20 protein-coding genes are annotated in these 24,948 nt (G+C 69.3%); 15 read left to right on the forward strand and 5 right to left on the reverse strand.

The features are described 5' to 3' along the window. The first annotated feature begins 12 nt into the window (after positions 1 to 12). On the forward strand, positions 13 to 1,809 hold the full coding sequence (locus PVW48_RS00465) for an NAD-dependent epimerase/dehydratase family protein (RefSeq protein WP_274579794.1): 1,797 nt from the start codon (positions 13 to 15) through the stop codon (positions 1,807 to 1,809). A 4-nt stretch (positions 1,810 to 1,813) separates the two neighbouring features. Here the strand turns inward: PVW48_RS00465 and PVW48_RS00470 are convergent, their stop codons facing one another. The 3 genes from PVW48_RS00470 to PVW48_RS00480 are packed head-to-tail and all read right to left on the reverse strand — an operon-like array spanning position 1,814 to position 4,360. Continuing rightward, on the reverse strand, positions 1,814 to 2,617 hold the full coding sequence (locus PVW48_RS00470; protein WP_274579795.1) for an SDR family NAD(P)-dependent oxidoreductase: 804 nt from the start codon (positions 2,615 to 2,617) through the stop codon (positions 1,814 to 1,816). 31 nt (positions 2,618 to 2,648) lie between these two features. After that, positions 2,649 to 3,575, reverse strand: coding sequence for an alpha/beta hydrolase family esterase (locus PVW48_RS00475; RefSeq protein ID WP_274579796.1), 927 nt, complete (start codon positions 3,573 to 3,575; stop codon positions 2,649 to 2,651). A gap of 53 nt (positions 3,576 to 3,628) precedes the next feature. Then, positions 3,629 to 4,360 carry a hypothetical protein gene (locus tag PVW48_RS00480; RefSeq protein WP_012178622.1) on the reverse strand — a complete coding sequence of 244 codons (732 nt, stop codon included), beginning with the start codon at positions 4,358 to 4,360 and terminating at the stop codon, positions 3,629 to 3,631. 394 nt (positions 4,361 to 4,754) lie between these two features. Here PVW48_RS00480 and PVW48_RS00485 point away from each other — a divergent pair, with 394 nt between their 5' ends. Further along, positions 4,755 to 8,045, forward strand: coding sequence for an efflux RND transporter periplasmic adaptor subunit (locus PVW48_RS00485; RefSeq protein ID WP_274579798.1), 3,291 nt, complete (start codon positions 4,755 to 4,757; stop codon positions 8,043 to 8,045). A gap of 52 nt (positions 8,046 to 8,097) precedes the next feature. Here the strand turns inward: PVW48_RS00485 and PVW48_RS00490 are convergent, their stop codons facing one another. Further along, complete coding sequence (locus PVW48_RS00490; protein ID WP_044027747.1) at positions 8,098 to 8,676, reverse strand: sulfotransferase domain-containing protein; 579 nt, start codon at positions 8,674 to 8,676, stop codon at positions 8,098 to 8,100. Between the two features lie 185 nt (positions 8,677 to 8,861). Between PVW48_RS00490 and PVW48_RS00495 the strand changes: the two genes are divergently transcribed. The 11 genes from PVW48_RS00495 (at position 8,862) to PVW48_RS00545 (ending at position 21,513) form a co-directional block, all read left to right on the forward strand. After that, on the forward strand, positions 8,862 to 10,409 hold the full coding sequence (locus PVW48_RS00495) for a hypothetical protein (RefSeq protein ID WP_274579800.1): 1,548 nt from the start codon (positions 8,862 to 8,864) through the stop codon (positions 10,407 to 10,409). 225 nt (positions 10,410 to 10,634) lie between these two features. After that, positions 10,635 to 11,654, forward strand: a complete 1,020-nt coding sequence (locus PVW48_RS00500; protein WP_274579801.1) for a BMP family protein — start codon at positions 10,635 to 10,637, stop codon at positions 11,652 to 11,654. Continuing rightward, positions 11,654 to 13,198, forward strand: a complete 1,545-nt coding sequence (locus PVW48_RS00505) for an ABC transporter ATP-binding protein (protein WP_274579802.1) — start codon at positions 11,654 to 11,656, stop codon at positions 13,196 to 13,198. Before PVW48_RS00500 ends, PVW48_RS00505 begins: the two co-directional genes overlap by 1 nt. Beyond that, entirely contained in the window at positions 13,188 to 14,237 is a 1,050-nt protein-coding gene (locus PVW48_RS00510; RefSeq protein WP_012178616.1) for an ABC transporter permease, read from the forward strand. Before PVW48_RS00505 ends, PVW48_RS00510 begins: the two co-directional genes overlap by 11 nt. Before the next feature lies 1 nt (position 14,238). Then, complete coding sequence (locus PVW48_RS00515) at positions 14,239 to 15,183, forward strand: ABC transporter permease (protein WP_274579803.1); 945 nt, start codon at positions 14,239 to 14,241, stop codon at positions 15,181 to 15,183. Positions 15,184 to 15,214: 31 nt separating this feature from the next. Continuing rightward, positions 15,215 to 15,946 (forward strand): class I SAM-dependent methyltransferase, encoded by a 732-nt coding sequence (locus PVW48_RS00520; protein ID WP_274579804.1) that lies wholly within the window; start codon positions 15,215 to 15,217, stop codon positions 15,944 to 15,946. 7 nt (positions 15,947 to 15,953) lie between these two features. Next, positions 15,954 to 17,222, forward strand: coding sequence for an amidohydrolase family protein (locus PVW48_RS00525; RefSeq protein ID WP_274579805.1), 1,269 nt, complete (start codon positions 15,954 to 15,956; stop codon positions 17,220 to 17,222). 47 nt (positions 17,223 to 17,269) lie between these two features. Further along, positions 17,270 to 18,631 carry a GSCFA domain-containing protein gene (locus PVW48_RS00530; protein WP_274579806.1) on the forward strand — a complete coding sequence of 454 codons (1,362 nt, stop codon included), beginning with the start codon at positions 17,270 to 17,272 and terminating at the stop codon, positions 18,629 to 18,631. Between the two features lie 155 nt (positions 18,632 to 18,786). Continuing rightward, entirely contained in the window at positions 18,787 to 19,800 is a 1,014-nt protein-coding gene (locus PVW48_RS00535; protein ID WP_274579807.1) for an ABC transporter substrate-binding protein, read from the forward strand. Between the two features lie 51 nt (positions 19,801 to 19,851). Then, on the forward strand, positions 19,852 to 20,652 hold the full coding sequence (locus PVW48_RS00540) for an ABC transporter ATP-binding protein (protein ID WP_274579808.1): 801 nt from the start codon (positions 19,852 to 19,854) through the stop codon (positions 20,650 to 20,652). A 39-nt stretch (positions 20,653 to 20,691) separates the two neighbouring features. Continuing rightward, positions 20,692 to 21,513, forward strand: a complete 822-nt coding sequence (locus PVW48_RS00545; RefSeq protein ID WP_012178609.1) for an ABC transporter permease — start codon at positions 20,692 to 20,694, stop codon at positions 21,511 to 21,513. A 116-nt stretch (positions 21,514 to 21,629) separates the two neighbouring features. On the opposite strand, the gene truA is transcribed toward PVW48_RS00545, so the two are convergent. After that, on the reverse strand, positions 21,630 to 22,403 hold the full coding sequence (truA, locus tag PVW48_RS00550; RefSeq protein WP_274579809.1) for a tRNA pseudouridine(38-40) synthase TruA: 774 nt from the start codon (positions 22,401 to 22,403) through the stop codon (positions 21,630 to 21,632). Between the two features lie 116 nt (positions 22,404 to 22,519). Between truA and PVW48_RS00555 the strand changes: the two genes are divergently transcribed. After that, complete coding sequence (locus PVW48_RS00555; RefSeq protein WP_274579810.1) at positions 22,520 to 23,932, forward strand: YcjX family protein; 1,413 nt, start codon at positions 22,520 to 22,522, stop codon at positions 23,930 to 23,932. Beyond that, positions 23,929 to 24,945, forward strand: coding sequence for a YcjF family protein (locus PVW48_RS00560; protein WP_274579811.1), 1,017 nt, complete (start codon positions 23,929 to 23,931; stop codon positions 24,943 to 24,945). The genes PVW48_RS00555 and PVW48_RS00560 overlap by 4 nt, the downstream gene beginning before the upstream one ends. Positions 24,946 to 24,948: the final 3 nt, after the last annotated feature.

A 24,948-nucleotide genomic window follows, 5' to 3' on the forward strand; every position in this document is an offset into this window, starting at 1 on the left:
GGAAGACAGGCGATGAAATACCTTGTGACGGATGCGGCGGGCGCGGTCGGGCATCGCCTCGCCGCGACCCTTGTGGCCGCGGGGCACGAGGTGCTGGCCTTCTCGGACAGCCCCGTCAATGGGGTGGCCAGCCGGGCCTGGCCCACCCGTGCGGACGTGCTGGCCAGGGCGCTGGCGGGGGTGGACGTGATCTGCGCGGTGGACCTGGCGACGGTCGCGCCGGACGCGGCCCCGGCGCTGCTCAAACGTCTGGACAAGCTGCGGGTTGCGGCGGGCAAGGCCGGGTGCGGCCGGTTCGTCCTGCTGGGGCGCGCCGATATCTACGACCCCGCGCTTCTGGCCGACAAGACGCTGCTGGAACGCTCGGCCACCGCCGCGCCCGCCGACCTCGCCCCACCTGCGGCGGCGGCCCTCGCGCTGGAGGAGAGCCTGCGCGCCGGCGCGGGGCTCGACTGGACGATCCTGCGCGCGCCGATGATCCTCGCCCCCGACAGCGCCGAGGCCAAGGCCCTCTTCCGCCGCATCCTGATCGACGACGCCCCGTCGCCCGCCCGGTTCCACCCGGTCGATGCCCGGGACGTGGCCACGGCCCTGGCCACCCTCGGCACGCACGACCGCGCAGGGGGGCAGGTGTTCAACATCGCCGCCCCCGCGGCCCTCGCCGCCCGGACCCTGGACCAGGAGCTGGGCCGGCTCGCGCGGCTGCTGAACGACGAGGCCACGCCGCAGGACAAGCTCCGCCCGCCCCATCAGGTCGCGGACCCGGTGCTGGCCACGGACAAGCTCGCGCGCCTGACCGGCGTCACCCCGACGCGGCCGATCTGGGTCAGCCTCGCCGAGACGATGCAGCAGGTGATGAAGGACCTGCGCGCCGACGGCACTCTCCCGCCGCTGCCCGAGAAGATCAACCCGGTCGTCAAGGCAGTGGAGTTGGGGCAAAAACCGCTCGCCGGCAAGACCGCGGTGATCACCGGCGTGACCTCCGGCATCGGCCGCGCGACCAGCCTGCTGCTGTCGCGACTCGGGGCCACGGTGGTGGGCATCGCCCGCAATGCCGAGGCCGGGGCGGCCTGGGAAGCGGCCCTGGCCGAAGGCCGCCACACCGTGCCCGGCCAATTCATTCAGGCCGACCTGATGTCCTTTGCCCGGATCCGCACCCTCGCCGCCGACCTTGCCACGCGCTTTCCGCGGATCGACATCCTGATCAACAATGCGGGCGCGAACTTCCCCGCCCGGCGCCTGACCGAGGACGGGGTCGAGGCCACCCTGGCGATCAACCATTTCGCGCCCTTCTTGCTGACCAACCTGCTGGCGGGCCCGCTGAAGGCGGCCCCGGCGGCGCGGATCATCATGGTGAATTCCGACTGGCACCGCCGCTCCCTGCCGGACATGCACGACCTGCAGATGGAGAGCGGCTATCGCACGGGCGAGGCCTATTGCCGTGCCAAGTTCATGAATTTGCAGATCACCTACGCCATGGCCGCCCTGCTGGACGGCACCAACGTGACCGTGAACGCGATCCATCCCGGGGTGGTCCGCACGGGCATCTCGACCCGCAACACCGACGGCGCGCCCCAGGTCCCCGCCCAGGCCCGCGAACGCGCGCAACAGCGGATGATCTCGCCGGAGTTTTCCGCCGTCTACCTCGCCAGCCTCGCCACCGCACCGGACTACGAAGGCCAGAGCGGGCTCTACCTCGATACCGACGAGATCAAGCAGTCCCACGAGGCCACCTATGACGAGGATTGGGCCTGGCAGATCTGGGAATGGAGCGCGCAGATCACCGGGCTGACCCCGGCCCCCGCCTGACCGCTCAGGCGGTCAGGACCGGCGTGCCGATCTGGTAGCGCCCGAGGAAGTCCTGGAACGCCGCGCGGGTATTGGGGTGGTTCCAATAAATGAATTCGCCGGTCACCTCCGCCGTCTCCGGCGCGCAGAGCCACAGCAGCAGCCGCGCCGCCACATCCGGGCTCTGCGGCGCGGTCTGCTGGTTCTGCGCGGTCAACTCGATCGAACTTGTCATCTCGCGATAGCTTTCCGTGTCGATCGGGCCGGGGTTGAAGACATTGGCCGTCACCCCGCGTGCGCCGACCTCCTCGACGAGGGTCTGCACCATGTGGTTGGCCACGGATTTGGCCGAGGCGTAGCAGGCGGTCTTCTCCTTCGGCACCAGCGTGGCCGAGGTTGTCAGGAACTGCATCCGCCCGTGACCCTGGTCGATCATCACCGGCGCCACGTGGCGGATCAGGTTCAGAACCCCGGTCGCATTTGCGTGGAAGCTGGTCTCCCACTCCTCGGGCGTGATCTCCCACAGCAGCTTGCCCAGCCCGGCGATGTTGCCGCCGCAATTGAGCAGGAAGTCGATGCGCCCGAACCGCTCCACCGCCGCGGCCACCGCCCGGGCCACATCGGCGTCCGTGCCGAGATCGGCCGCCACCGCAAGGCAGGCGCCGCCATCCTCCGCAATGTCCCCCGCGACCGCGTCGAGCCCGGCCTGGCTGCGCGCAACCAGCACGACCGACGCCCCCGCACGGGCCAGAAGAAGGGCGGTCGACCGGCCAAGGCCGCTGCTCGCGCCGGTCACGATCGCGACGGTCCCGTCAAGAAATGGCGTCATCTGAAATCCTGCTTGTTGTCGCGTGGCCGCCTCAGAAATGAGAGCGGAAGAACCGGACCACCGCCGCCGACCCGTTCAGATCGCCCCGCGACGGTCCGAGGGCGCGTTCGCCCGCGCGCGATCCTTCATGGCCCGGCCACCAATGGCCCATCTCGGGGACAGGGCAGATCACCACCTCGGTGCCGCCGGTGCAGCCGGTATGGGTCGTGCAGCTGACACCGTCCAGGTTGGAGGTCGTGCGCGTCCCCGAACAGCGGTTCTGCCGCTGCCAGAAGGTCTCCACCGTCTGGACCGAGACGCGAAAACCCGCCCGCTCGATCTTGCTCTGGCCGCCGTCAAAGGGCGAATGCTCGTCGATCAGCCCGTGCATCACCATGACCGAGATCGGTTTGGGGTTGGCGCATTGCTTGCTGGTGTCCTTGACCCCGCCGCCGCCTGCAATGGCGGCGAAACTGTCGGGCAGGTTGCAGGCCAGGTGCTGGCTGAAAGCAAAACCGTTGGAGAACCCGGTGGCGAAATTGCGGTTGGGGCTGATATTGCCGAACCTCCTGAGATCTTCGAGCATCGCCTTGACGAAACTGATGTCGTCAATGCCACGCCGCATGGCCGGACCGCAGCAATCGCCGCTGTTCCACGACCGCCGAAACCCCTCCGGATAGACCACGATGAAACTGTCGGCCCCGGGGGCGCGGTGGATGTTGATCTGGCCGCTGAAGGCGTCGGCACTGCCGAAGCCCGGATGGAAGGCGAACAGCACCGGAACCTCCGCGGCCGAGCGCGCGCTGTCGGGCACATAGGCGATATAGGACCGCTCCATCCCGCCGACGGAGATCTTGCGCTCGACCTTCTGGGTGGCGGCCTCCGCGCCCGCCGCGCCGAGCATGAGGACCAGACCCGCCAGCAAAAGGCCGCCGCACCGGGTCAGCCAGCGGGACAGGGGGGTAGAAACGATCACCATTACAGAATCCTGCTCTTTTATGTGATGCCCGACAGATAGGGGCGGGTCGACTGCTAGACGATAGCAGCCTCCGGGTCGAGCGACAGCAGCTGATCCGTGGGCGTCGCGAAATCCCGCGCAAGCGTGCCGTCCCTCACCAGCTGCAACGCGATGTAGCGGTGCGAAGTTCCCGGCCGGGCGATGGCCCGGACATGGGGCAGGCGGGCGACGTGCAGGGTTTGCGTCGAATCCACCTCGTCATCGGGCGAGTAGTACATCTTCACCGCCGTGACCTTGTCGGCGTTCTTCTCGATCAGCGGCCAGGTATCGAGGTATTTGGGCTCCACCCCGCGGCTGGCGAACCAGTCGACCCCCCATTGCATCGACATCGGCACCCGCTCGCCCGCGCCGCCCTTGGCATCCCGGGTCGCCGGATCCACATAGCTCACCGTCCCGGCGGTGATTATATCGTCCACACCCAGAAGGAAGCCGTGCATGAGCGCGCCATACCCGCCGATCGACGTGCCGAACATGGTCACCCGCTTCGGCCCGATCTTGTCGATGAAATAGCGCAGGAATTCAACTGTTTCATCAGGATTGCTTGTCAGGCCATTGATTCCGTTGTGATATCCGGTCCGGACATCGTCGTCACGCAAGAACAGGATCGTCTGTGGCAGATCCTTCGAGAAATCCTTGAAATCGAAATCGCCGCGCCGAACCGCGGTCGTCGAGCTGAACATGATGATCAGGTGATCTGGATCTCCATAGGAGACAGCGGCGCAATCGGAGATGACTTCCAAACTCATGGGGGGACCTGTGTTTTGTTCTTGAAATACGCGTAGGTAGTAAACCCAGTATTCGCTGCGGCTGCAAGTTGCAGGTGATTTCGTTAAGGTTTCGCGAACACCCGGCGCATTTGGTCCTCTCGCAGGCAGCGCGCGCCGGAGTGTGGCGCGGATTTGACCATGTCACGAAGCTCGCGGGCGGTTTCGTGGCGGCGCGGGGCGGCGTGCGGGGCAGTGTCCCGGGGGCCGGGCCCGAGGGCTGTGACCGATGCGCACGGCCGGCGCCGGTCGCGGCATAACCCCAGGGGGAGCCGCGCAACACGGCGCAACTGCAAACTGTCCGTGAGTTGAAAATTTCTTAGCATTATGGGAGATATGGAGGATCGATATCGAGTAATTTTTCAGGCGGGACCAAATGCCCCCAAGCCATGCAGCGTTGGTGCCCGATGGCACGCCGCGCAAGCGTTACAGACTAAGCCCAGATGCAAAGCTCACCCGCGCGCCTGTCGAGGAGGGCAAGCCGCGCCACGGGTTTTACAAGGACGCAAAATCCGGGCGGCTGTTTCGTCTCGGGGCGGAGGAGTTCTTCCTGCTGACCCAGCTGGAGCGGGGCGAGGATTTCACCGCCGCCGGCAAGGCGTTCCGCGCCCGGTTCGGCACCGGCGTGCGCGAAGCCACGATCGCGGGGTTTGCGGCACAGATGGTCGCCGCCGGCGTGCTGGTGGAGGCAACCGGCACCGACCCCCGCGCCGAGGCCCCGTCCCCTAGGCCCGACCGGGCCGCGCCGCTGCGTCCTCCCATCGACCAAAGCCGGGCGCATAACGCCGACCGGGACGAGTTCGACGCGTTCGAGGACCTGCTGCCGGAGGCGGGCTCTGCCTTCGATGGCTCTCCCGAGGACGATATCGACGGGCTCGAAGACCTGATCTTCTCCGATGCGTCGGACCGCGCCGATCCTCCCAAGCCCGCGCCGGAGCCCGCCTCCGGGGAGACGCCCGCCGCGCCCAGTTTCCGGGCGGCCGCCGCCGCCGCGCGCGTCGCCAAGGGGGCCGCAGGCACCGCGCGGCCCGACCCGGACCAACCGGCCGAAAGCCCCCCCAAAGACCCGCAGGCGCCTTCGACGGACAAGGCCGCGTCCCCCGCCGACACCCCCGCGCCCGACGGCAAGGCCGACACATCCGCGACCCCCGCCCCGGGCCCCGGTCCGCAACCGCGCCGAAAGCAGACCTTCTTTCGCAAGACCGGCCTGCATGACGGGGTGGCCCGCAAACCCGCCAAGAAAGACGACACCCGGGACGCCGCCGACACCGCCCCGCAAGACCCGCCCGACGCACCCGCCGATCGCGCCGCCCCGACCGCACCCGGCCCGGAGCCCGCCAGGGCCCGCGCCGAGGCGACGGCACCCCGGGCGGCCTTCGGCACCGGGCCCGACCCGAAGGACAAGGCCCCCGGCACCGGCATCATCAAGCTCTTCGCGCCCAACGGGCTTTTCGCGGTGCTCAACGCGCTCTTCGGCTGGATGGCCTGGTTCAAATGGCTGCTCTGGCCGCTGACGCTCTTTGCGTTCATGGCCGTCTTCACCCGGCTGTCGGAATACGGCACCAGCATCTCCAACGCCCGCGGGGCGATCGACCTGGTCTGGCGGCTGGTGATCTCGACCCTGACGGTCAATTTCTGCGCGGCCTTCTTCACCGGCTGGGCGATCCACCGCCAGGGGGCCAAGGTGCCCGCCTTCGGCATCCGCATGATCCTCTATGTCATCCCGCGCTTCGCCGTGGACGAGCAGGCGGTCTACAAGCTGCCGCGCGAAGCCAAGCTGGCGGTCTATTCCACCACCATGCGCGCGCGGCTCTTCCTGTTCGCGGCAGGCACCACCCTGTGGGCCTTCACGCGCCACTCCCAGACCGTGATCCCCGACATGACCCTGCTGGTGTCGCAGATCGCGCTCCTGACCCTGGTGTTCACGGCCTTCCCGCTGATGTCCGGAGACGGGTACAAGTGGCTCACGACCTTCTTCGGCCAGGAGATGCTGAAGCAGCGCGCCCATGCCTGGCTGTTCAGGAACAACCAGAGCAAGATGGGCTTCACCTATCCCGAGCCGAGCGCGGGCGAGAAACGCGCCTTCATCTTCTACACGGTCGGCTCGCTTCTGTTCATGGGACTGGTGCTGTCGTTCCTCTTCGTGTGGGTGTCGGGCGCGCTGGTGGGCCGCTATGGCGGCTCGGGCGCGGCGCTCTTCTTCTTCCTGCTCGTGGCGATCGGCTTCTGGGTGATGTCGATGAAATCGAAGCAGCACAAAGCGATGGAGCATGGGGTCAAGACCATGATGGCCGAGAAACAGGCCGCGCGCGCAGCCCAGGGCGGCGCGGGCGGCTTCGGCGGGGCCGAGGGCTTTGCCGCGCGGGGCGCGGGCGGCGGTTTCACACGCGGCCCCGGCGCCGGCGGCGGCTTCGGCGGCGGGCCGGGCGGGTTCGCTGCGGGCGGCGCAGGCGGCTTTGCCGCGCCGGCCGGGGGCAGGGCCGGGGGGGGCGTCGCGGCCGCGCCCGGTCAAAGCCGGGCCATGGTGCCGGTGCCGCAAACCGGCCGGGCCCTGGCGCTCGGCCAGTCGCGCGACCTGACCAAGCTCGGCTCCCGGCCCCTGCCGGGCGTCCTTGCCGAGCCTGCGCCGAAATCGCGCCGCTGGGCCTGGATCCGGCGGCTCACGCTGTTGGCCGCGGCGGGCGCGCTGATCTACGCGGCCTTCCAGCCCTATGCGTTCGAGGTGGGCGGCGATTTCACCATCCTGCCGGACACCCGGATCGAGGTGGGCGCGCGCGTGGCGGGCGAACTGGTCGAGATCCATATCGACGAGGGCGACGTGGTCAGCGAGGGCGACCTGCTGGCGCGCATGTCCGACTGGGAACCGCGGCTCGAGGTGGATGTGCGCGTGGCCAAGCTCGCCCAGGCAGAGGCCCGGCTGCAGGACCTGCTCGACGGCGCCACCGCCGAAGAGATCGCCATCGCCGAGGAAAACGTCGCCCGGGCCGAGGCGGAGCTGCCCTTCCTGCGCTCCCAGGCGGAGCGCGCGGATGAGCTTTTTGCCCGCAACGCGATCTCCCAGGTGGAATACGAACGCCTGCGGCTGGAATACCAGACCGGCCAGATCGACCTGCGCTCGGCCCAGGCGGTGCTGGCGGATGTGACCGCGCCGCCCTCGGCGCCGGACGTGGCCGTGGCCGAGGCGGAGATCGAGCGGCTCAATGCCGAGCTGGCTTTCTACCGCGACCAGCTCGACAAGGTCGAGCTGCGCGCCACCGCCGACGGCCGGATCGTGACCGAGAACGTGCAGCTTCTGCGCGGGAAATACCTCCAGGTGGGCGAGCTGTTCGTCGAGATCGAGGACCACGAGATCGCCCGGGCGGAGGTGCTGGTGTCGGAAACCGATATCGGGCTGGTCGAGGTCAACGACCGCGTCCGGCTCAAGGCCTGGGCCATCCCCGACGAGGAACGGATCGGCACCGTGGTCTCCATCGCGCCCTCGGCGGAGGCCGAGGAGTTCGGCCGCGTGGTCCGCGTCAAGACCCAGTTTCCCAACGAAGAGGGCTTCTTCCGTCCCGAGATGACCGGGTTCGCCAAGATCGAAGGGGCCGAGATGAAGACCTGGGAGGCGTTCTCCCGCCTGATCGTGCGGTTCTTCCAGATCGAGGTCTGGGGCTGGATCCCCTGAGCGGGCCGGGCCCAGGCCAGGCCGCCTGGCCGGACCCCGCGGCAGAGCGCGCTCAGGCGCGGTTGCGGTAGAGCGTCGGGTCCACGGCCTCGGCCATGGCGCGCACATCGAGACCGCAATCGAAGAACTCCGCGATCTTCTGCGCCGCCGCCTCGGGCTCGGTGACGATGGCGCTGTAATCCACGAACAGGATCTCGATGTTGCGCTGCGCCCTGGCCCAGGTCTGGAAATCCAGCACCTCGCCCTGGAACAGCTTGATCATCAAGTCGCGGTCCACCGCATGGGGGTCGCGCCCCTCGCGCTCCAGCATCTTTTCCTGGCTGGCCACCACCTCGCCCAGGTCGCGCTGCAAGAACACGATCCGGTAGGGCACGTCGATGGGCAGGTCATAGACCAGCTTGTAGATCACCTTGACCACCTGGCCCTTCGATTTCGCGACCCAGCTGTCGTCCTCCTTGAGCGCCTTGACCGGCTCGAACTCGAAATACCCGTGGGGGTTGTCGTCATTGGCGGTGCGTTCGTGGTCCACCACCGGGGGCAGCCCACCGGCCACCAGCATGCGCATCATCATCGATGTGCCCGATCGGGGCAGGCCCGACACCACGGCAACGAAATCTCTTTGTTCAATCATCTGTCGTCCTTCAGGAGGCATCCCGGGCCCCAGGGGCCCGTCAGGGGGCGGAAACGCTCAATTTCTGTTTACACGCAAAGCCCGCACGCGGCATACCCTTCGGCAGGGACCGTGCGTTTCTGCGCGCTCGTGTCACATCAAACCAGCTTTGGATTATAAAAACGCATTCCCAGGGAGCATTCCGCATGACAAAACGCCCGACCCGCAAATCCACCAAAGGTGCGGCCGGTTCTGCACCCGACACCGCGACACCCGATACGGCGACACCCGAAACCGAAGCGGCCAAAACCGAGACCGCGCCCGAGACGGCCGCCCCCGCGACCGGCTTCGGGGGCCGCGCCCAGGCCCGCCCGGGACGATTCGGGCGCGGCCGGTTCGCCGCCCCGCCACCCGACGAAGGCGCCGAGGCGCCTGCCGCCCCGCAGGGCGGGTTCGCCGGTCGCTTCGGCGGCGGGCAGGCGGGTCAGGGCGGCTTGCGCGGGCGCTTCGCCGGCATGGGTCAGGCCGGACAGCCCGGACAGCCGGGGCCGGCCGGACAGGCCGCCGGGGGCCAGGGCGGCGGGTTCGGCGGACGCTTCGCCGGTCCGCGCGGCGCGCCGGGGGCCGCGGCACCCGGCGCCGGTCAAGGCGGCTTCGGCGGCCGCTTCGCAGGGGCCCGCGGCGGTGCGGCGGCCGGAGCGGGCGCAGGACAGGGCCGGTTCGGCCAGGGCGCCGGTGCCGCCCCCGGCGGTGGCCGGTTCGGTCAGGGCGGTGGCTTCGCCGGCCGGTTCGGCCAGGGCGGCGGCTTCGGCGGTTCGCAGCGCGCCGGTCAAGCCGGGCAGGGCGCGGGCTTCGGCGGGCGCTTCGCGGGCGCGCAAGGCGGCGGCGGTCAAGGTGGCTTCGGGGGCCGCTTTGCCGGGGCAGGCCAGGGCGGCGCGGCCCAGGGCGCTGGCCAACAAGGCCCGGGCGCAGGCCGTTTCGCCGGTCGCTGCGGCGGCGGCCAGGGCGGTGACGCTCCGGCAGGCCAGGGCGGCGCGGGCGGTCGGTTCGCAGGTCGTTTCGGCGGCGGCCAAGGCGCTGGTCAACAAGGCCCGGGCGCAGGCCGTTTCGCCGGTCGCTTCGGCGGCGGGCAGGGAGACAACGCCCCGGCGGGCCAAGGCGGACGGTTCGCCGGTCGCTTCGGCGGTGGTCAGGGCGGTGATGCCACGGCAGGCGCGGGCGGGCCGGGCGGACGGTTCGCGGGTCGCTTCGGCGGCGGCCAGGGCGGCGAGGCCCCGGCAGGCCAGGGCTTCGGCAGGCGCTTTGCAGGGGCAGGAGCCCCGGCCGCCGGGGACGCACCCCAGGGCGGCGGGCAATTCGGCGGGCAATTCGGCGGGCGGTTCGGCGCGCGCTTCGGCACCCGTTTCGCCGGTGCCGGGGCCCAGCCTGCCGAGGGCGCGCCCCAACCGGGCGCGGGCTTCGGCGGTGGCCGCTTCGCAGGCCGCTTCGGGGCAGGGGCGGCCCAGGGCCAGCCCGGCGCAGGGGGCCGCTTTGCCGGGCGGTTCGGCGCTGGCGCCCCGACCGAGGACACCCCGGCCCCCGGGGGCGGCGGCCTGTTGCGCCGCGGGGCGCTGGCATCGCGCCATGCCGCTCCGGTGCCCAGCCGGGACACCGCTCAGCCGCCCGTGCCCGATGCCGAGGTGCTTCCCCCCGCGGAATCCAAGGCCCCGGAAGGCGGCTGGAGCAACTGGAAGGCGGACGCCAAGAAGGACTGAACCGGCCACCGGACCCAGGCCGCGGCGCGACCGACCCCGGCCCGGGCCCGCCCGCAGACGGATGCCGCACTCTTGAGCGCTCCGGCAATCCGTGCCTATTGTTTCAGCGGCCAAGGGCCGAGCCCGCGCCCCGCCGTCCGATCCGCATGAAATAGATCTTGAACGGGCCGCGTCTGGACCGTTTGGTCAAGGACAGAGAAAAAAACCGAGCTTCAGGGAGCCACCATGTCACAGCCACCAGCCAGGACCGGCCTCAGCCGCCGCGCCTTCGTCTCCTCCGCCCTTGCGCTGGGCGCTGCGGGCGTCCTCGTCCGCCCGGCCGCCGCCGCCGACCCGATCAAGGTCGCGGGCGTCTACACCGTCCCGGTGGAGCAGCAATGGGTCAGCCGCATCCATATCGCCGCCGAAGCCGCCGCCGCCGCGGGCCAGATCACCTACACCTTCTCCGAAAACGTCGCCAATACCGACTACCCGCGTGTCATGCGCGAATACGCCGAGAGCGGGATCGAGCTGATGATCGGCGAGGTCTTCGCGGTCGAGGCCGAGGCCCGCGAGGTCGCCGCCGACTACCCCGAGGTGGCCTTCCTGATGGGCTCGTCCTTCCTTGAGGACCCGGGCCTGCCGAACTTCGCGGTGTTCGACAACTATATCCAGGACGCGGCCTACCTGACCGGCCTGATCGCGGGCGCGATGTCCGAGGCGGGCAATATCGGCATGGTCGGGGGCTTCCCGATCCCCGAGGTCAACCGCCTGATGCACGCCTTCATGGCCGGCGCGCGCGAGATCAACCCGGATGTCACCTTCCAGGTCAGCTTCATCGGGTCCTGGTTCGACCCGCCCAAGGCCAAGGAAACCGCCTTCGCCATGATCGAGAACGGGGCCGACCTGCTTTATGCAGAACGCTTCGGCGTGTCGGACGCGGCGCAGGAACGGGGGCTTCTGGCCATCGGCAACGTGATCGACACCCAGGCCGACTATCCCGACACCGTGGTCGCCTCGGCCCTGTGGCATTTCGAGCCGACCCTGCAGGCCGCCATCGCGGCGGTGAACGCGGGCGAGTTCGAGGCCGCCAATTACGGGGTCTTTTCCTACATGCGCGAAGGCGGCAGCAGCCTCGCGCCGTTGGGCACCTTCGAGGACAAGGTCCCGGCCGAGATCAAGACCCTTGTGCAGGAACGCCAGGAGGCCATCAAGGCCGGCACCTTCACCGTCGAGATCAACGACGAAGAGCCGACTTCCTCCTGATGACAGCGACCAACGGGGCGCAGCCGGTGCTGCGCCTCGATCAGATCACCAAGCGATTCGGCGCGCTGACCGCCAACGATGCGATCAGCTTCGATCTGCACGCAGGCGAGGTCGTGGCCCTTCTGGGCGAGAACGGCGCAGGCAAGACCACGCTGATGAACATCCTCTTCGGCCATTACACCGCCGATGAAGGCGCCGTCGAGGTCTTCGGACAGGCGCTGCCCCCCGGCGTGCCCCGCGCCGCGCTGGCCGCGGGGGTGGGCATGGTGCACCAGCATTTTACCCTGGCCGACAACCTCACCGTGCTCGACAACGTCATCCTCGGGACCGTGCCGCTGTGGCGCGCGGCCCTGGGCACCGGGGCGGCCCGGCGCAAGCTGCGCGCCCTGGCCGAAGATTTCGGGCTCCAGGTGGACCCGGACGCGCGCGTCGGCACGCTCTCGGTGGGCGAACGCCAAAGGGTCGAAATCCTCAAGGCGCTCTACCGCGACGCGCGGATCCTGATCCTCGACGAACCCACCGCCGTTCTGACCCCGCAAGAGGCCGAGGCGCTCTTTGCGACCCTGCGCCGGGCGGTGGCGCGCGGCATGTCGGTGATCTTCATCTCCCACAAGCTGCACGAGGTCATGGCCATCGCGCAGAGGGTCGTGGTGCTGCGCCACGGCCGCGTCGTGGGCCGGGTCGAGACCGCCAATACCGACCGCCACGCGCTGGCCGAGATGATGGTGGGGGCCGAGATCACCGCCCCCGCGCCCCGCCCGGCGACCCCCGGCGCGGCCCTGATGACGCTCGACCGGGTGCGCACCGCTCCCCGGGGCACCGCCACCGGGCTGCGCGACGTGTCGTTGACCCTGCGCGCGGGCCAGATCACCGGGCTCGCCGGGGTCTCGGGCAACGGGCAGGCGGCGCTGGCGGACCTGATCGGCGGGCTTATCGCGCCCGTCGCGGGCGCTCTGCGCCTCGGCAATGCGGAGGTCGCCGACTGGTCGCCCCGCGCGGCCCTGGCCCAGGGCATCGGCCGCATCCCCGAGGACCGCCACAAGACCGGCACCATCGCCGATTTCACCCTGACCGAGAACGCCATCCTGGAGGCTTACCCCAAGGCGCGATTCTCCCGCTCGGGCTGGATGCGCTGGGGCGCCGCCGATAGCTTCGCGCGCGACGTCATCGCCAGCTACGATGTGCGCTGCCCGGGGCCGGAGACGCCCATCCGGCTGCTTTCCGGCGGCAACATGCAGAAGCTGATCCTCGGCCGCGTGCTCGAAGACGCGCCGCGCATCGTGCTCGCCAACCAGCCGGTGCGCGGGCTCGATATCGGTGCGGTGACCTATGTGCAGGAGCAGTTGATCGCCGCCCGGGACGGCGGCGCGGCGGTCCTGCTGATCTCCGAAGACCTCGACGAGGTGCTGGCGCTGTCGGATGTCATCCACGTGATGTCCGAGGGCCGGCTCTCGCCGGAGTTTGCGCGCGGCTCCATGACCCCGGCGCAGCTGGGCGTCTGGATGGCGGGCGACGGCTTCGCGGAGGATCCCCATGCGGCTTGAAGCCATCCCGGCCCCGACCCTGACCCGCACCCTCGGCCTGCCCGCCGTCGCGCTCACCCTGACCGTGATCGCGGCCTCGGGCCTGGCGCTGGTGGCAGGCGGCGATCCCTTCGCGGTGCTGGGGCTGATCGTGCAGGGCGCCGTCGGCTCCAAATTCGCCCTGCTGGAGACCCTCAACCGCGCCACGCCGCTGATCTTCACCGGCCTCGCGGTCGCCGTCGCCTTCCGCGCCAAGCTGTGGAACATCGGCGCGGAGGCGCAGCTTTACGGCGGCGCGGTCATCACCGTGGTCCTGGGCACGGGCTTTCTGCCCTGGCCCGCGGGCGTCCTGCTGCCGGTGCTGGTGATCGCGTCGATGCTGACCGGCGCGCTGCTGCTGCTCGGCCCCGCGTATCTCAAAACCCGGCTCGGGGTGGACGAGGTGGTCACCACGCTCCTGCTGAACTTCATCGCGCTTCTCTTCGTCTCCATGCTGCTCGAAGGCCCGCTCAAGGACCCCATGGGCATGGGCTGGCCCAAGTCCGAGCGCCTGATCCCCGAGGCCCGCCTGCCGCGCCTCGTGGACGGGCTGCGCCTGCACTGGGGCTTTGCGCTGGCCCTGATCGCCGCCGCCGCCGTCTGGGTGATCCAGACCCGCACCACGCTGGGCTACGAGATGCGCGCCGTGGGTCAGAACCCGGACGCCGCGCGCTTCGCGGGCATCCCGGTGGGCGCGGTGATCCTGAAAACCGCCTTCCTGTCGGGCGGCCTCGCAGCACTCGCGGGCTTCTCCGAGGTGGCGGGGCTCAAGGGCTCGCTCACCCTCGATCTCAGCCCGGGCTTCGGCTACACCGGCATCATCGTGGCGATGCTCGCCCTCCTGAACCCGCTCGGCGTGGTGGTCTCGGCGCTCTTCGTGGCGGGCGTCTTCGTCGGCGCCGACAGCATGAGCCGGGCGGCCGACGTGCCCACCTATATCGCCGACATCCTGCTCGCACTCGCACTTCTGTCCATGGTCCTCGCCATCCTGCTGACGCGCTTCCGGGTGGTGCGCGACTGACATGGAAATCCTCGACATCCTCCTGTCGGCCAGCTTCTGGGCCGCCGCCATCCGCATCGCCAGCCCGCTGATCTTCGCCACCATGGGCGAGCTGATCTGCGAACGCGCCGGGGTGCTCAACCTCGGTATCGAAGGGATCATGGTCGCGGGCGCCTTCGCGGGCTGGATGGCGGTCTATACCGGCACGGACCTGTGGACCGGCGTCGCCGTGGCCTTCGGCGCCGGAGCACTCTTCGGCCTGCTGCACGCCACGCTCACCGTGCCCTTCGGCCTCAGCCAACACGTGGTCGGCCTCGGCATCACGCTGCTGGCGACCTCCGCCACCTATTTCGCCTACCGCGTGGCGCTGCCCGAGGTCTCCTCCCCCCCGCGGATCGAGGCGTTCCAACCCTACGAGATCCCGCTTCTGTCGGACCTGCCGCTGCTCGGCCCGGCCCTCTTTTCGCAAACCCCGCTCACCTATCTCGCCTTCGCCGTCGCGGGCCTGACCGCTTTCACCCTTTACCGCACGCCGCTCGGCCTGGCCCTGCGCGCCGCGGGCGAGAACCCCTCCGCCGTCGAGGCCCAGGGCCTGAGCGTCACCGGCCTGCGCATGGGCGCGGTCATCGTCGGCTCGGGCCTGATGGCGGTGGGCGGCGCGTTCCTGACCATGTCGGCCTTCAACTCGTTCTTCTTCGAAATGGTCAATGGCCGCGGCTGGATCTGCATCGCGCTCGTGGTCTTCGGCGCCTGGCGGCCGGGCAAGGCGCTGCTCGGCGCGCTTCTCTTCGCCGCCTTCGATGCCCTGCAAGTGCGGCTGCAACAGACCGGCCTCGGCGCGGACATCCCCTACCAGGTGTTCCTGATGCTGCCCTATATCCTGTCGATCCTCGCCCTGATCGTCATGTCGCGCCGCGCAGAGGTTCCCGCCGCCCTGATGGTGCCCTATAACAAGGGCACCCGTTGAGGCGGTGCGCGCCCACCAGATAGGCAAGCCGATGAAATTCAGAGACTATTTCTACACCCAAGACATCTACGCCGGGTTCGACATGGATCAGGTTGTGCCCGACACCCAGGGCTGGGGCAGCACCGCGGGCATCTTCGCCAAGCTGCTGGACGAGCTGAAACCGGCCAAGATCGTCGAGGTCGGCACCTGGAAGGGCGCGTCGGCCATCCATATGGCCAAGCTCTGCGCCGAGGCCGGGATCGAGACCGATATTCTCTGCATCGACACCTTCCTCGGGGCGAGCGGCCTCTGGCTGCGCCCCGGCTATGCCGAGGAAATGCTCAAGACGAAGAACGGCATGCCGACGATCTTTCCCACCTTCCTGCGCAACGTGATCGACGCGGGCCTCACGGACGTGATCACGCCCCTGCCACTGCCCTCGCGGGAGGCGGCGACCGTGCTGGTCAAGCGTCGCATCCGCGCCGACCTGATCTATATCGACGGCGACCATTCCTACGAGGGCTGTCTTGAGGACCTGCGCAACTACCGCCCGGCCCTGGCCCCCGAGGGGCTGATGCTGGCGGACGACTACACCTTCGACGGGGTCAAGCGCGCGATCACCGAGTTCGTGGACGAGATCGGCTGCGAGATGCTCGATACCGGCAACAAGGTGGTCCTGAGCTTCGGCCGCGACATCACCGGCCTGCGCGACTGGCAGGCCGAGATGGCCGAGAAACGCGCCGCGATGGAGGCGCGCAAGGCCGCCGCCGCCGCCAAGGACTGAGCCGCCCATGGTCGACATTCTGGTCAAGGGCGGCACGCTGCCCGACGGCACCCAGGCCGATATCGCCATCACCGGCGACCGCATCGTCGACGTCGCGCCCGGGATCGCCGCCGAGGCGGGCGAGGTGATCGACGCCACCGGCGATCTGGTCAGCCCGCCCTTCGTGGACCCCCATTTCCACATGGACGCCACGCTCAGCTACGGCATACCGCGGATCAACGCCTCGGGCACGCTGCTCGAAGGGATCGCGCTCTGGGGAGAGTTGAAGGACGAGACGACCATCGACGCGATGATCGACCGCGCCCTGCGCTATTGCGACTGGGCGGTCTCCATGGGGCTGCTGGCGATCCGCTCCCATGTCGATACCTGCGACGACAGCCTCAAGGGCGTGCAGGCGATGTTGCAGCTGCGCGAGACGGTCAAACCCTATCTCGACCTGCAACTGGTGGCCTTCCCCCAGGACGGGCTCTACCGCGATCCGACCGCGCGGGAAAACACCCTGCGCGCGCTGGATATGGGGCTGGACGTGGTGGGCGGCATCCCCCATTTCGAACGCACCATGGCCGATGGGGCCGCCTCCGTGCGCGATCTGTGCGAAATCGCCGCCGACCGCGGCCTGCCCGTCGATATGCACTGCGACGAGAGTGACGATCCGATGTCGCGCCATATCGAAACCCTGGCGGCGGAAACCGTCCGCTGCGGGCTGCAGGGCAGGGTGGCCGGATCGCACCTCACCTCCATGCATTCGATGGACAATTACTACGTCTCGAAACTGCTGGCCCTCGTGGCCGAGGCCGGGATTTCGGCGATCCCCAACCCGCTGATCAACATCATGCTGCAGGGCCGCCACGATACCTATCCCAAGCGCCGGGGCCTGACCCGCGTGCGCGAGATGCAGGCGCTCGGCATCCCCGTGGGCTGGGGCCAGGACTGCGTGCGCGACCCGTGGTATTCGCTGGGCACCGCCGACATGCTCGACGTGGCCTTCATGGGGCTGCATGTGGCGCAGATGTCCGCGCCGGAAGAGATGGCGCGCTGCTTCACGATGGTGACAGAAACCAACGCCGCGATCATCGGGCTGCCGGATTACGGGCTGCGCAAGGGGGCGCTGGCCTCGCTCGTGGTGCTCGATGCCGCCGACCCGATCGAGGCGGTGCGTCTGCGCCCGGACCGTTTGTGCGTGATCTCCAAGGGCAGGGTGGTCTCGCGCAAGGCGCGCAACGATGCGGCCCTGACGCTGCCCGGCCGCCCCGCCACGGTCCACCGAAGGCATTGAGGCGGCGCGGCCCTTGCGCTCCGGCTCCAGCACGTCACACTGCCGCCATGACATCCAACCCGATCGAGACCGGCCCCGCGCCAGAGGTGCTGCGCCGGGCGTCCCGCAACCCGCTGCGCCGCTACCCCACGCCCGACGCCGGGGGGGACCGGCTCTACCCGCTGGCCATGCCCGCGCCGACCCCTTCCTTTGAATTCAGTTCAGAAGAGACCGTCTTCGCCCTCGGCTCCTGCTTTGCCCGCAACATCGAGGACGCGCTGGCCGCCGAAGGCTTCCGCGTGCTCAGCCGCGAGTTCGACCTGGGCGAGATCGGCGCGAGCCTCGATGATGCCGCCAATTTCTTCAACAAGTATACCATCCACTCCATGCTGAACGAGCTGCGCTGGGCCTTCGACCGCGACAGCTTCCCCGGCGCGGACATGCTCTACCCCCTGCGCGACGACGACACCGCCTACCGCGACCTGCAACTGGGCTCGGCCAAGCTCGCCTTCCCGCGCGACCGCATCCTCGCCTTCCGCCACCGGTTTCTGGATGCCGTGGCCCAGATCGCGGAGGCCGACGTGGTGGTGATGACCCTGGGCTATGTCGAAGGCTGGCGCGACACCCGGCTCGACCTGGCGCTCAACACCGCGCCCCCTCCGGCACTCTGCGCCCGCGAGCCCGACCGCTTCGCCTTCGAGGTGCTGAGCTACGCGGATGTGCTGGGCGGCCTGCGCGCCTTCCACGCGCTCCTGACCGCCCACCGCACCAAACCGCTCAAGATGCTGCTGACGGTCTCGCCCGTCCCGCTCCTGAGCACTTTCCGCGACATGGACGTGCTGGTCGCCAACTCCTACTCCAAGGCCGTGCAACGCGCCGCGGTCGAAACCTTCGTCGCCGAAACCCCCGGCGTCGACTACTTCCCGTCCTACGAATGCGTCACCCTGAGCGACCCGGCCGCGATCTGGACCGAAGGCGACTACCGCCACGTCGCCCCCGATCTCGTCACCCGCATCATGTCCAGCGTCCTGACCGCCTATGTCCCCGGCTGGGGCGACAAGGGCGCGCTCACCCGCGCGGCGACCCGCGCCACCACGCGGCTTCTGCTCGGCGCCGGGCGCCATGACGAGCTTCTGGCGCTGCTCGACGCCCACGGCCCCACGGACGATGCCGAGCTGACCGCCGCCCACGCCCTCGCCCTGCGCCGCACCGACCGCACCGCGCAAGCCGTGGCCCTCATGTCCGAGGTGGTGGAACGCACCCCCGACGACCCCCAGCCCCTGGAACGGGTGATCCGCTGGTGCGAGCAACTCGACCGCATGGCCGTGGCCCGCGATTACCTCGACCTGCACGCCCAACGCTTCCCCAAGCGCCGCAAGTTCCGCCGGGGCCGCAAGTGCCGCAAGGCCGCCAACCGGGGCCGCGGCTGACCCAAGGGCACCGCCTGTTTTTCGGGCATCTGCCACCCGGACCGGCAAAAAACCCCGGACCAGACCTTGACCTTGCCGGGCGTCTCTCGGACCCTTCGCCCAGATACCGCCCGGCGCCAGTGCCGCCTCGGGCATAACCAAGAGGGAGTTCCCGCGTGTTCCAACGCTTCACACAGATCTGCGCGGCCGGGGCCGTGCTGGCCGCCGCCACCGCCGCCGGGGCCGAAACCGAGGTGCCCTTTGCCCTCGACTGGAAATTCGAAGGCCCCGCCGCCCCCTATTTCGTCGCCGTCGACAAGGGCTATTTCACCGATGCGGGCCTGTCGGTGGAAATCGCCGCCGGCCAAGGCTCCCTCGACGCGATCCCCAAGGTCGCCACCGGCGCCTTCCCCGTGGGCTTTGCCGACATCAACTCGCTCATCAAGTTCCTCGACCAGAACCCGGGCGCGCCCGTGATCGCGGTGATGATGGTCTATGACAAGCCGCCCTTCGCCATCGTCGGGCGCAAGTCGCTCGGCGTCGAAGCCCCCGCCGACCTCGAAGGCCGCGTGCTCGGCGCGCCGCCCCCCGACGGGGCCTGGGCGCAATTCCCGATCTTCGCCGCGGAAAACGACCTCGACACCGACGCCATCACGGTCGAACCCGTGGGCTTCCCGACCCGGGAGCCGATGCTGGCCCAGGGCGAGGTGGCCGCGGTCACGGGCTTCTCCTTCTCGTCCTACCTCAACCTCGTGCGCCTCGGCGTGCCGGAGGACGACATCTCCACCATCCTGATGGCCGATCACGGCGTGGACCTCTACGGCAACGCGATCATCGCCAACACCGAATGGGCGGCGGAAAATGCCGAGCTGCTGACCGGCTTCCTCAGCGCCGTGGCCAAGGGCTGGGCCGATGCCATCGCCGACCCGGCCGCCGCGATCCCGTCCCTGATCGAACGCAACCCCGCCGCCGATGCGGATCTCGAAACCCGGCGGCTGCAACTGGCGATCGAAGCCAACGTGGCGACCGACTACGCGCTGGCCAACGGCATGGGCGGGATCGACGTGGACCGTATGGCCAACGCGATCGAGCAGATCAAGCTGACCTACGAGTTCCAGAACGCGCCCGACATGAGCCTCTATTTCACCGACGCCTACCTGCCCGGCGCCGAGATGCGGATGCTCAAGTGACCCCTCTGCCCGGGGGGCACCCCCCCGGGCGACCAGCCGGAAGGACGCGCCATGACCACCAGCATCGAGATCGCCGGCATCACCCATGCCTATGACACCGCGTCGGGCAAGCTGCCGGTGCTCGACAATCTCGACTTCACCGTGCCCTCGGCGGCCTTCTGCGCCGTGGTCGGCCCCTCGGGCTGCGGCAAGTCCACGCTCACGCGCCTCGTCGCGGGCCTGCTGATCCCCGACGAAGGCGAGGTGCGGCTCGACGGCCAGCCCGTGAAGGGCCCGCGCGCCTCGGTCGGCATGGCCTTCCAGAACCCGGTCCTGCTGGAATGGCGCACCATTCTCGACAACGTGATCCTGCCGCTGGAGATCGTGCCCAATTCCCTCTCTCGCGCCCAGAAAGAAGACCGCGCCCGCGAACTGCTGGCGCTGGTCGGCCTCGAAGGCTTCGAGGCCAAGCGCCCGTCCGAGCTGTCGGGCGGCATGCGCCAGCGCGCCTCGCTCTGCCGCGCCATCGCGCACAAGCCCGACATCCTGATCATGGACGAACCCTTCGGCGCGCTCGACGCCTTCACCCGCGAGGATCTGTGGCAGACCATGCACCGGCTCCGCGCCGAAGAGCCGTTCACCTGCATGCTCATCACCCACGACCTGCGCGAATCGATCTACCTCGCGGATCAGACCATCGTGCTCTCGGACCGCCCCGCGCGGGTGCAATACACGCTCGATACCTCCTTCGGCGGGCGCACCGATCTCGACATGCTGTTCGAGCCCGAGGCGGTCGAAATGCTCCATGACCTGCGCAACCAGATCAAGGTCGCCCAGGGCCGCCAAGACGCGCCCGTCCAGGCCGCCGAATAGCGCCCCGAACAGCCCGCTGCACAGAAAGACCTCTCCGCCATGGCCTATGTCCCCGATCCCTTGCCCCGCGACAGCCGTGGCCAGAGCCTTGTGAAAACCCTGACCTCCCGCGCGGTGCTGGCCCCCCTGGGGGCGGTCATCGTGTTCCTGCTGTTCTGGGAAGGGCTGGTCTGGATCAACGACTGGCCGAATTTCGTCATGGCCTCCCCCTCGGACCTGCCGCCCGCCTATGCCCGCTACTGGGAGCTGTTCCTCATCATGGGCTGGCAGACGCTCTGGCGCACGGTGGTGGGCCTGTTGCTCGCCGTGGTGGTGGGCGTCGGCATCGGGATGCTCATGGGCTTTTCCCGGGTGATGCGCGACGCACTCTATCCGCTGCTCGTGGGGTTCAACGCGATCCCCAAGGCGACCGTGGTGCCCATCGTGGCGCTGCTGTTCGTGGGCCAGCACGATTTCAACACGATCCTGATCGCCTTCATGATCTCGTTCTTCCCCATCGCGGTCTCGATCTCCATCGGCCTCTCGACGCTGGAGCCGGAATACCGCGACATCCTCCGGTCACTTGGCGCCTCCAAGACCACGATTTTCTGGAAGATCGCCCTGCCGAAAACCCTGCCGGAGTTCTTCGGCGCGCTGAAGGTGTCGGTCACGCTCGCCTTCATCGGCACCAACCTGATGGAGATCGTATCGCCCCATGGCCGCGGCCTCGGCGCGCTGTTCGACAGTGGCAAGACGAACTCCGACTACCCGCTGATGTTCGCCGTGCTGATCGCCTTGGCCTTCCTCGGCATCGTGCTCTACTACATCGTGGTGGCGCTGGAGCGGATCTTCGCAGGCTGGGCCGAACGCGCGGAAAGCTGAGCGGGGGCAGGGGTGCGACGGGTTGTATACAATTTTGGCCCGATTGTTCCTGATAGGTGCCATACACTTGCCCGACACCTTGCCGACAGGGGTCCGACGCCGATCCGACGCGGGGTTTACGCCGGTTTGAACGGGTCTTCGGGGTAGCGCACGGCCCGCAAATAGAGCCCCTGGGGCGCGCAGACCGGCCCGCAAGCCGCCCTGTCCCTGGCCTCGAGCGCGGTCTTCACATCGGCCGGATCCCACGCCCCGGCGCCGACGCGCTCCAGGGTGCCGACGATGCTACGGACTTGATTATGCAGGAAACTTCGCGCCCGAAGGTGGAACCGGAACTCCGTGCCCGCGTCCCGGGGGCTCTCCTCGATCGTGATCTCGTCGAGCGTCTTGACCGGCGAGGCCGCCTGGCACATGGTCGACCGGAAAGTCGTGAAATCATGCTTTCCGATCAGGTACTTGGCCCCTTCGCGCATGGCCTCGACATCCAGCGGATTCATCACCCGCCACACCAGCCCCGCGTCATGAGTCGCCGGCGCGCGCCGCACCAGGAGACGGAAAAGGTACGACCGCTCAAGTGCCGAGAATCGCGCATGAAAATCCTCCCCGACCCGCGCCGCCGCCAGCACCGCCACCGGCGCCGGTCGCAGATGGGCGTTCAGCGCCTCGGACAGCCGGAACGGATCCCAGTCGCGCGCCAGATCCACATGGGCCACCTGACCCAGCGCATGCACCCCCGCATCCGTCCGCCCCGCCGCCGCGATCCCGGCATGGTCGGGCTGCAGAACCCTTAACGCCGCCTCCACCGCGCCTTGCACGGAGGGCTGTTCGCGCTGGCGCTGCCAGCCCGCGAAAGGGGCGCCATCATACTCTATTTTCAGGGCAAATCTCGGCATGGGGCCTGTCCTAGCGCGCCGCGCGCGGCAAGACAATCGGCTTGGCGCCACCCGCGGCCTCTTTAACTTTCTGGGGGACAGCCTCTATGTAGAGGCCGAGCACGAAGGACACGGATTTGGTTTTCTCCACACTGACCGACACGATCGAGCGCGGGGTCACAGGCCTGGGCAGCGCGGTCTCCGAGACGTTTTTCGAGCCGGTGATCCGGCTCGGCGTGACGGGCCTGAGCCGGTCGGGCAAGACCGTGTTCATCACCTCGCTGGTGGCCAATTTGCTGGACCGGGGCCGGATGCCGCAATTCCAGGCGGCCGCCACCGGCGCGCTGCAATCCGCCTATCTGCAGCCCCAGCCCGACGACACGGTGCCGCGGTTCGATTTCGAGACCTCGCTGGCGCAGATGACCGGGCGCAACCCCACCTGGCCCGAAAGCACCCGCGCGATCTCGGAGTTGCGAGTCTCCCTGCGGGTGCAGCCTCAGGGGTTTCTGGGCGCGCTGTCGCGGCCCCGGACGGTGCATCTCGACATCGTGGACTACCCCGGCGAATGGCTTCTCGACCTTGCCCTGTTGGAAAAAAGCTATGCCGAATGGTCGGCGGACATGCTTGTGCGGCTACGGACCCGGCCCGGGGCGGAGGCGTTTCTGGCCGCGCTTGAGGCCGCCGATCCCGCCGCCAAACTGGCCGAGCCGGACGCGCAGGCGCTGGCGCGGGCCTACACCCAAGCGCTCCACGCCGCGCGGGCGGCGGGGTATTCGGACTGCACCCCGGGGCGCTTCATCCTGCCCGGGGAGCTGGAGGGATCGCCGGTGCTGACCTTCGCGCCCTTGCCGCCGGGGCCATACCCGCGCGGCGCGCTCGGGCGGGAGTTCGAGCGGCGGTTCGAGGCCTACAAGCGCGAGGTGGCCAAGCCCTTCTTTCGCGACCATTTTTCCCGGATCGACCGGCAGATCGTGTTGATCGACGCGCTTGGCGCGCTCCATGCCGGGCCCGGCGCGGTGGAAGACCTGCGCGCCACGATGCAGGACATCCTGAGCGCGTTCCGTCCCGGCGCGAACAGCTGGCTGAGTGCCATTCTGGGCCGGCGGGTGGAGCGCATCCTGTTTGCCGCCACCAAGGCCGACCACCTGCATCACAGCCAGCACCCGCAACTGACCGCGATCATGGAGGCGCTGGTGCGCGATGCGCGCCGCCGGGCGGATTTCGCCGGGGCCGAGACCGGGGCCATGTCCATCGCCGCCCTGCGCACCACGGTGGAGGAGACCCGCGTCCATGAGGGCCGGAGCCTCGACCTGGTGCGGGGCACGCTGCTGGATACGGGCAAGCAGGCGGCGTTCTTCGCCGGCGAGTTGCCCAAGGACCCCAACCAGGTGCTGGGGCCCGCGCGGGACGGAGAGGCCAGCTGGCTCGACGGGGACTACGGGGCCATGCGGTTCGCGCCCGCCGGGATCAGCCTCGCGCCGGGGGAGGGGCCGCCCCATATCCGGCTCGACCGGGCGGCGGAGTTTCTGTTGGGGGACCGTTTGAGATGACCGAGACACGTAAATCGTCGGTGGTGATCGACCTCGAAGACGCCCCGCAAGGGGCGGAGGAGAGCCCGGCGACCGCCCCGCCGGTGCCCGACCTGCCCGGTGTGCTGCCCCAGGGCCAGGCGATGCAGACCGCCGCCCGGCTGGCGGCGCGGCGGCCCTCGCGACTGGTGCAACTGTTCCTGTCCTCGGCCTTGGCGCTGTTGCTGTTCATGGCCGGGGTGGCGGCGACCGATTTCGTCACCGGCCTGCTGAGCGCGACCCCCGTTCTGGGGGCGGTGGCGGGGGGCTTGCTGGCGCTCGTGCTGCTCAGCGCGCTGCTCATCGCTCTGCGGGAATGGCTGGCCTACAGGCGCCTGGGTAAGCTCGACGCGATCCGGTTGCAGGCCGATGCGGCCCTGTCGGGCGGCAGCCTGCCCGAGGCCAGGGCGGTGGCGGGGCGCATCGCCGCGCTTTACGCGGACCGGCCGGAATTGCAGGTGCCGCGCGCCACGCTGGACCGGGCGGTCAAGGACCAGTTCGAGCCGGACGCGGTCTTTGCCCTGCTGGAGCGCGAATTGCTGGCCCCGCTGGACCTGCGCGCGGAGGCCGAGATCGCCGCCGCCACCCGCCAGGTCGCCACGGTCACGGCGCTGGTTCCGCTGGCGCTGGCCGATGTGGTGGCGGCGCTGACCTCGAACCTGCGGATGATCCGGCGGATCGCCGAGATCTATGGCGGGCGCGCGGGCACGCTGGGCAGCTGGCGGCTGACGCGCTCGGTGCTGACCCATCTGGTGGCCACGGGGGCGGTGGCGGTGGGCGACGACCTGATCGGGTCCGTCGCGGGGGGCAGCGTTCTGTCGAAAGTGTCCCGCCGGTTCGGCGAGGGCGTGGTCAATGGCGCGCTGACCGCCCGGGTCGGGGTCGCGGCGCTGGAAGTGTGCCGCCCGCTGCCCTTCGGGCCCAAACGCAAACCGTCGGTCACGCGGCTGGTGAAACAGGCGTTGGGCGGTCTATTTTCCTCGAAAGACACATAACGG

Source organism: Dinoroseobacter sp. PD6 (assembly GCF_028807315.1).
GTDB classification, from domain to species: Bacteria; Pseudomonadota; Alphaproteobacteria; order Rhodobacterales; family Rhodobacteraceae; genus Dinoroseobacter; species Dinoroseobacter shibae.

Excerpts from the sequence above, each read along its gene's own strand:
- PVW48_RS00465 (WP_274579794.1), top strand. The coding sequence starts at position 13 with ATGAAATACCTTGTGACGGATGCGGCGGGCGCGGTCGGGCATCGCCTC.
- PVW48_RS00470 (WP_274579795.1), bottom strand. The coding sequence starts at position 2,617 with ATGACGCCATTTCTTGACGGGACCGTCGCGATCGTGACCGGCGCGAGC.
- PVW48_RS00475 (WP_274579796.1), bottom strand. The coding sequence starts at position 3,575 with ATGGTGATCGTTTCTACCCCCCTGTCCCGCTGGCTGACCCGGTGCGGC.
- PVW48_RS00480 (WP_012178622.1), bottom strand. The coding sequence starts at position 4,360 with ATGAGTTTGGAAGTCATCTCCGATTGCGCCGCTGTCTCCTATGGAGAT.
- PVW48_RS00485 (WP_274579798.1), top strand. The coding sequence starts at position 4,755 with ATGCCCCCAAGCCATGCAGCGTTGGTGCCCGATGGCACGCCGCGCAAG.
- PVW48_RS00490 (WP_044027747.1), bottom strand. The coding sequence starts at position 8,676 with ATGATTGAACAAAGAGATTTCGTTGCCGTGGTGTCGGGCCTGCCCCGA.
- PVW48_RS00495 (WP_274579800.1), top strand. The coding sequence starts at position 8,862 with ATGACAAAACGCCCGACCCGCAAATCCACCAAAGGTGCGGCCGGTTCT.
- PVW48_RS00500 (WP_274579801.1), top strand. The coding sequence starts at position 10,635 with ATGTCACAGCCACCAGCCAGGACCGGCCTCAGCCGCCGCGCCTTCGTC.
- PVW48_RS00505 (WP_274579802.1), top strand. The coding sequence starts at position 11,654 with ATGACAGCGACCAACGGGGCGCAGCCGGTGCTGCGCCTCGATCAGATC.
- PVW48_RS00510 (WP_012178616.1), top strand. The coding sequence starts at position 13,188 with ATGCGGCTTGAAGCCATCCCGGCCCCGACCCTGACCCGCACCCTCGGC.
- PVW48_RS00515 (WP_274579803.1), top strand. The coding sequence starts at position 14,239 with ATGGAAATCCTCGACATCCTCCTGTCGGCCAGCTTCTGGGCCGCCGCC.
- PVW48_RS00520 (WP_274579804.1), top strand. The coding sequence starts at position 15,215 with ATGAAATTCAGAGACTATTTCTACACCCAAGACATCTACGCCGGGTTC.
- PVW48_RS00525 (WP_274579805.1), top strand. The coding sequence starts at position 15,954 with ATGGTCGACATTCTGGTCAAGGGCGGCACGCTGCCCGACGGCACCCAG.
- PVW48_RS00530 (WP_274579806.1), top strand. The coding sequence starts at position 17,270 with ATGACATCCAACCCGATCGAGACCGGCCCCGCGCCAGAGGTGCTGCGC.
- PVW48_RS00540 (WP_274579808.1), top strand. The coding sequence starts at position 19,852 with ATGACCACCAGCATCGAGATCGCCGGCATCACCCATGCCTATGACACC.
- PVW48_RS00545 (WP_012178609.1), top strand. The coding sequence starts at position 20,692 with ATGGCCTATGTCCCCGATCCCTTGCCCCGCGACAGCCGTGGCCAGAGC.
- truA (WP_274579809.1), bottom strand. The coding sequence starts at position 22,403 with ATGCCGAGATTTGCCCTGAAAATAGAGTATGATGGCGCCCCTTTCGCG.
- PVW48_RS00560 (WP_274579811.1), top strand. The coding sequence starts at position 23,929 with ATGACCGAGACACGTAAATCGTCGGTGGTGATCGACCTCGAAGACGCC.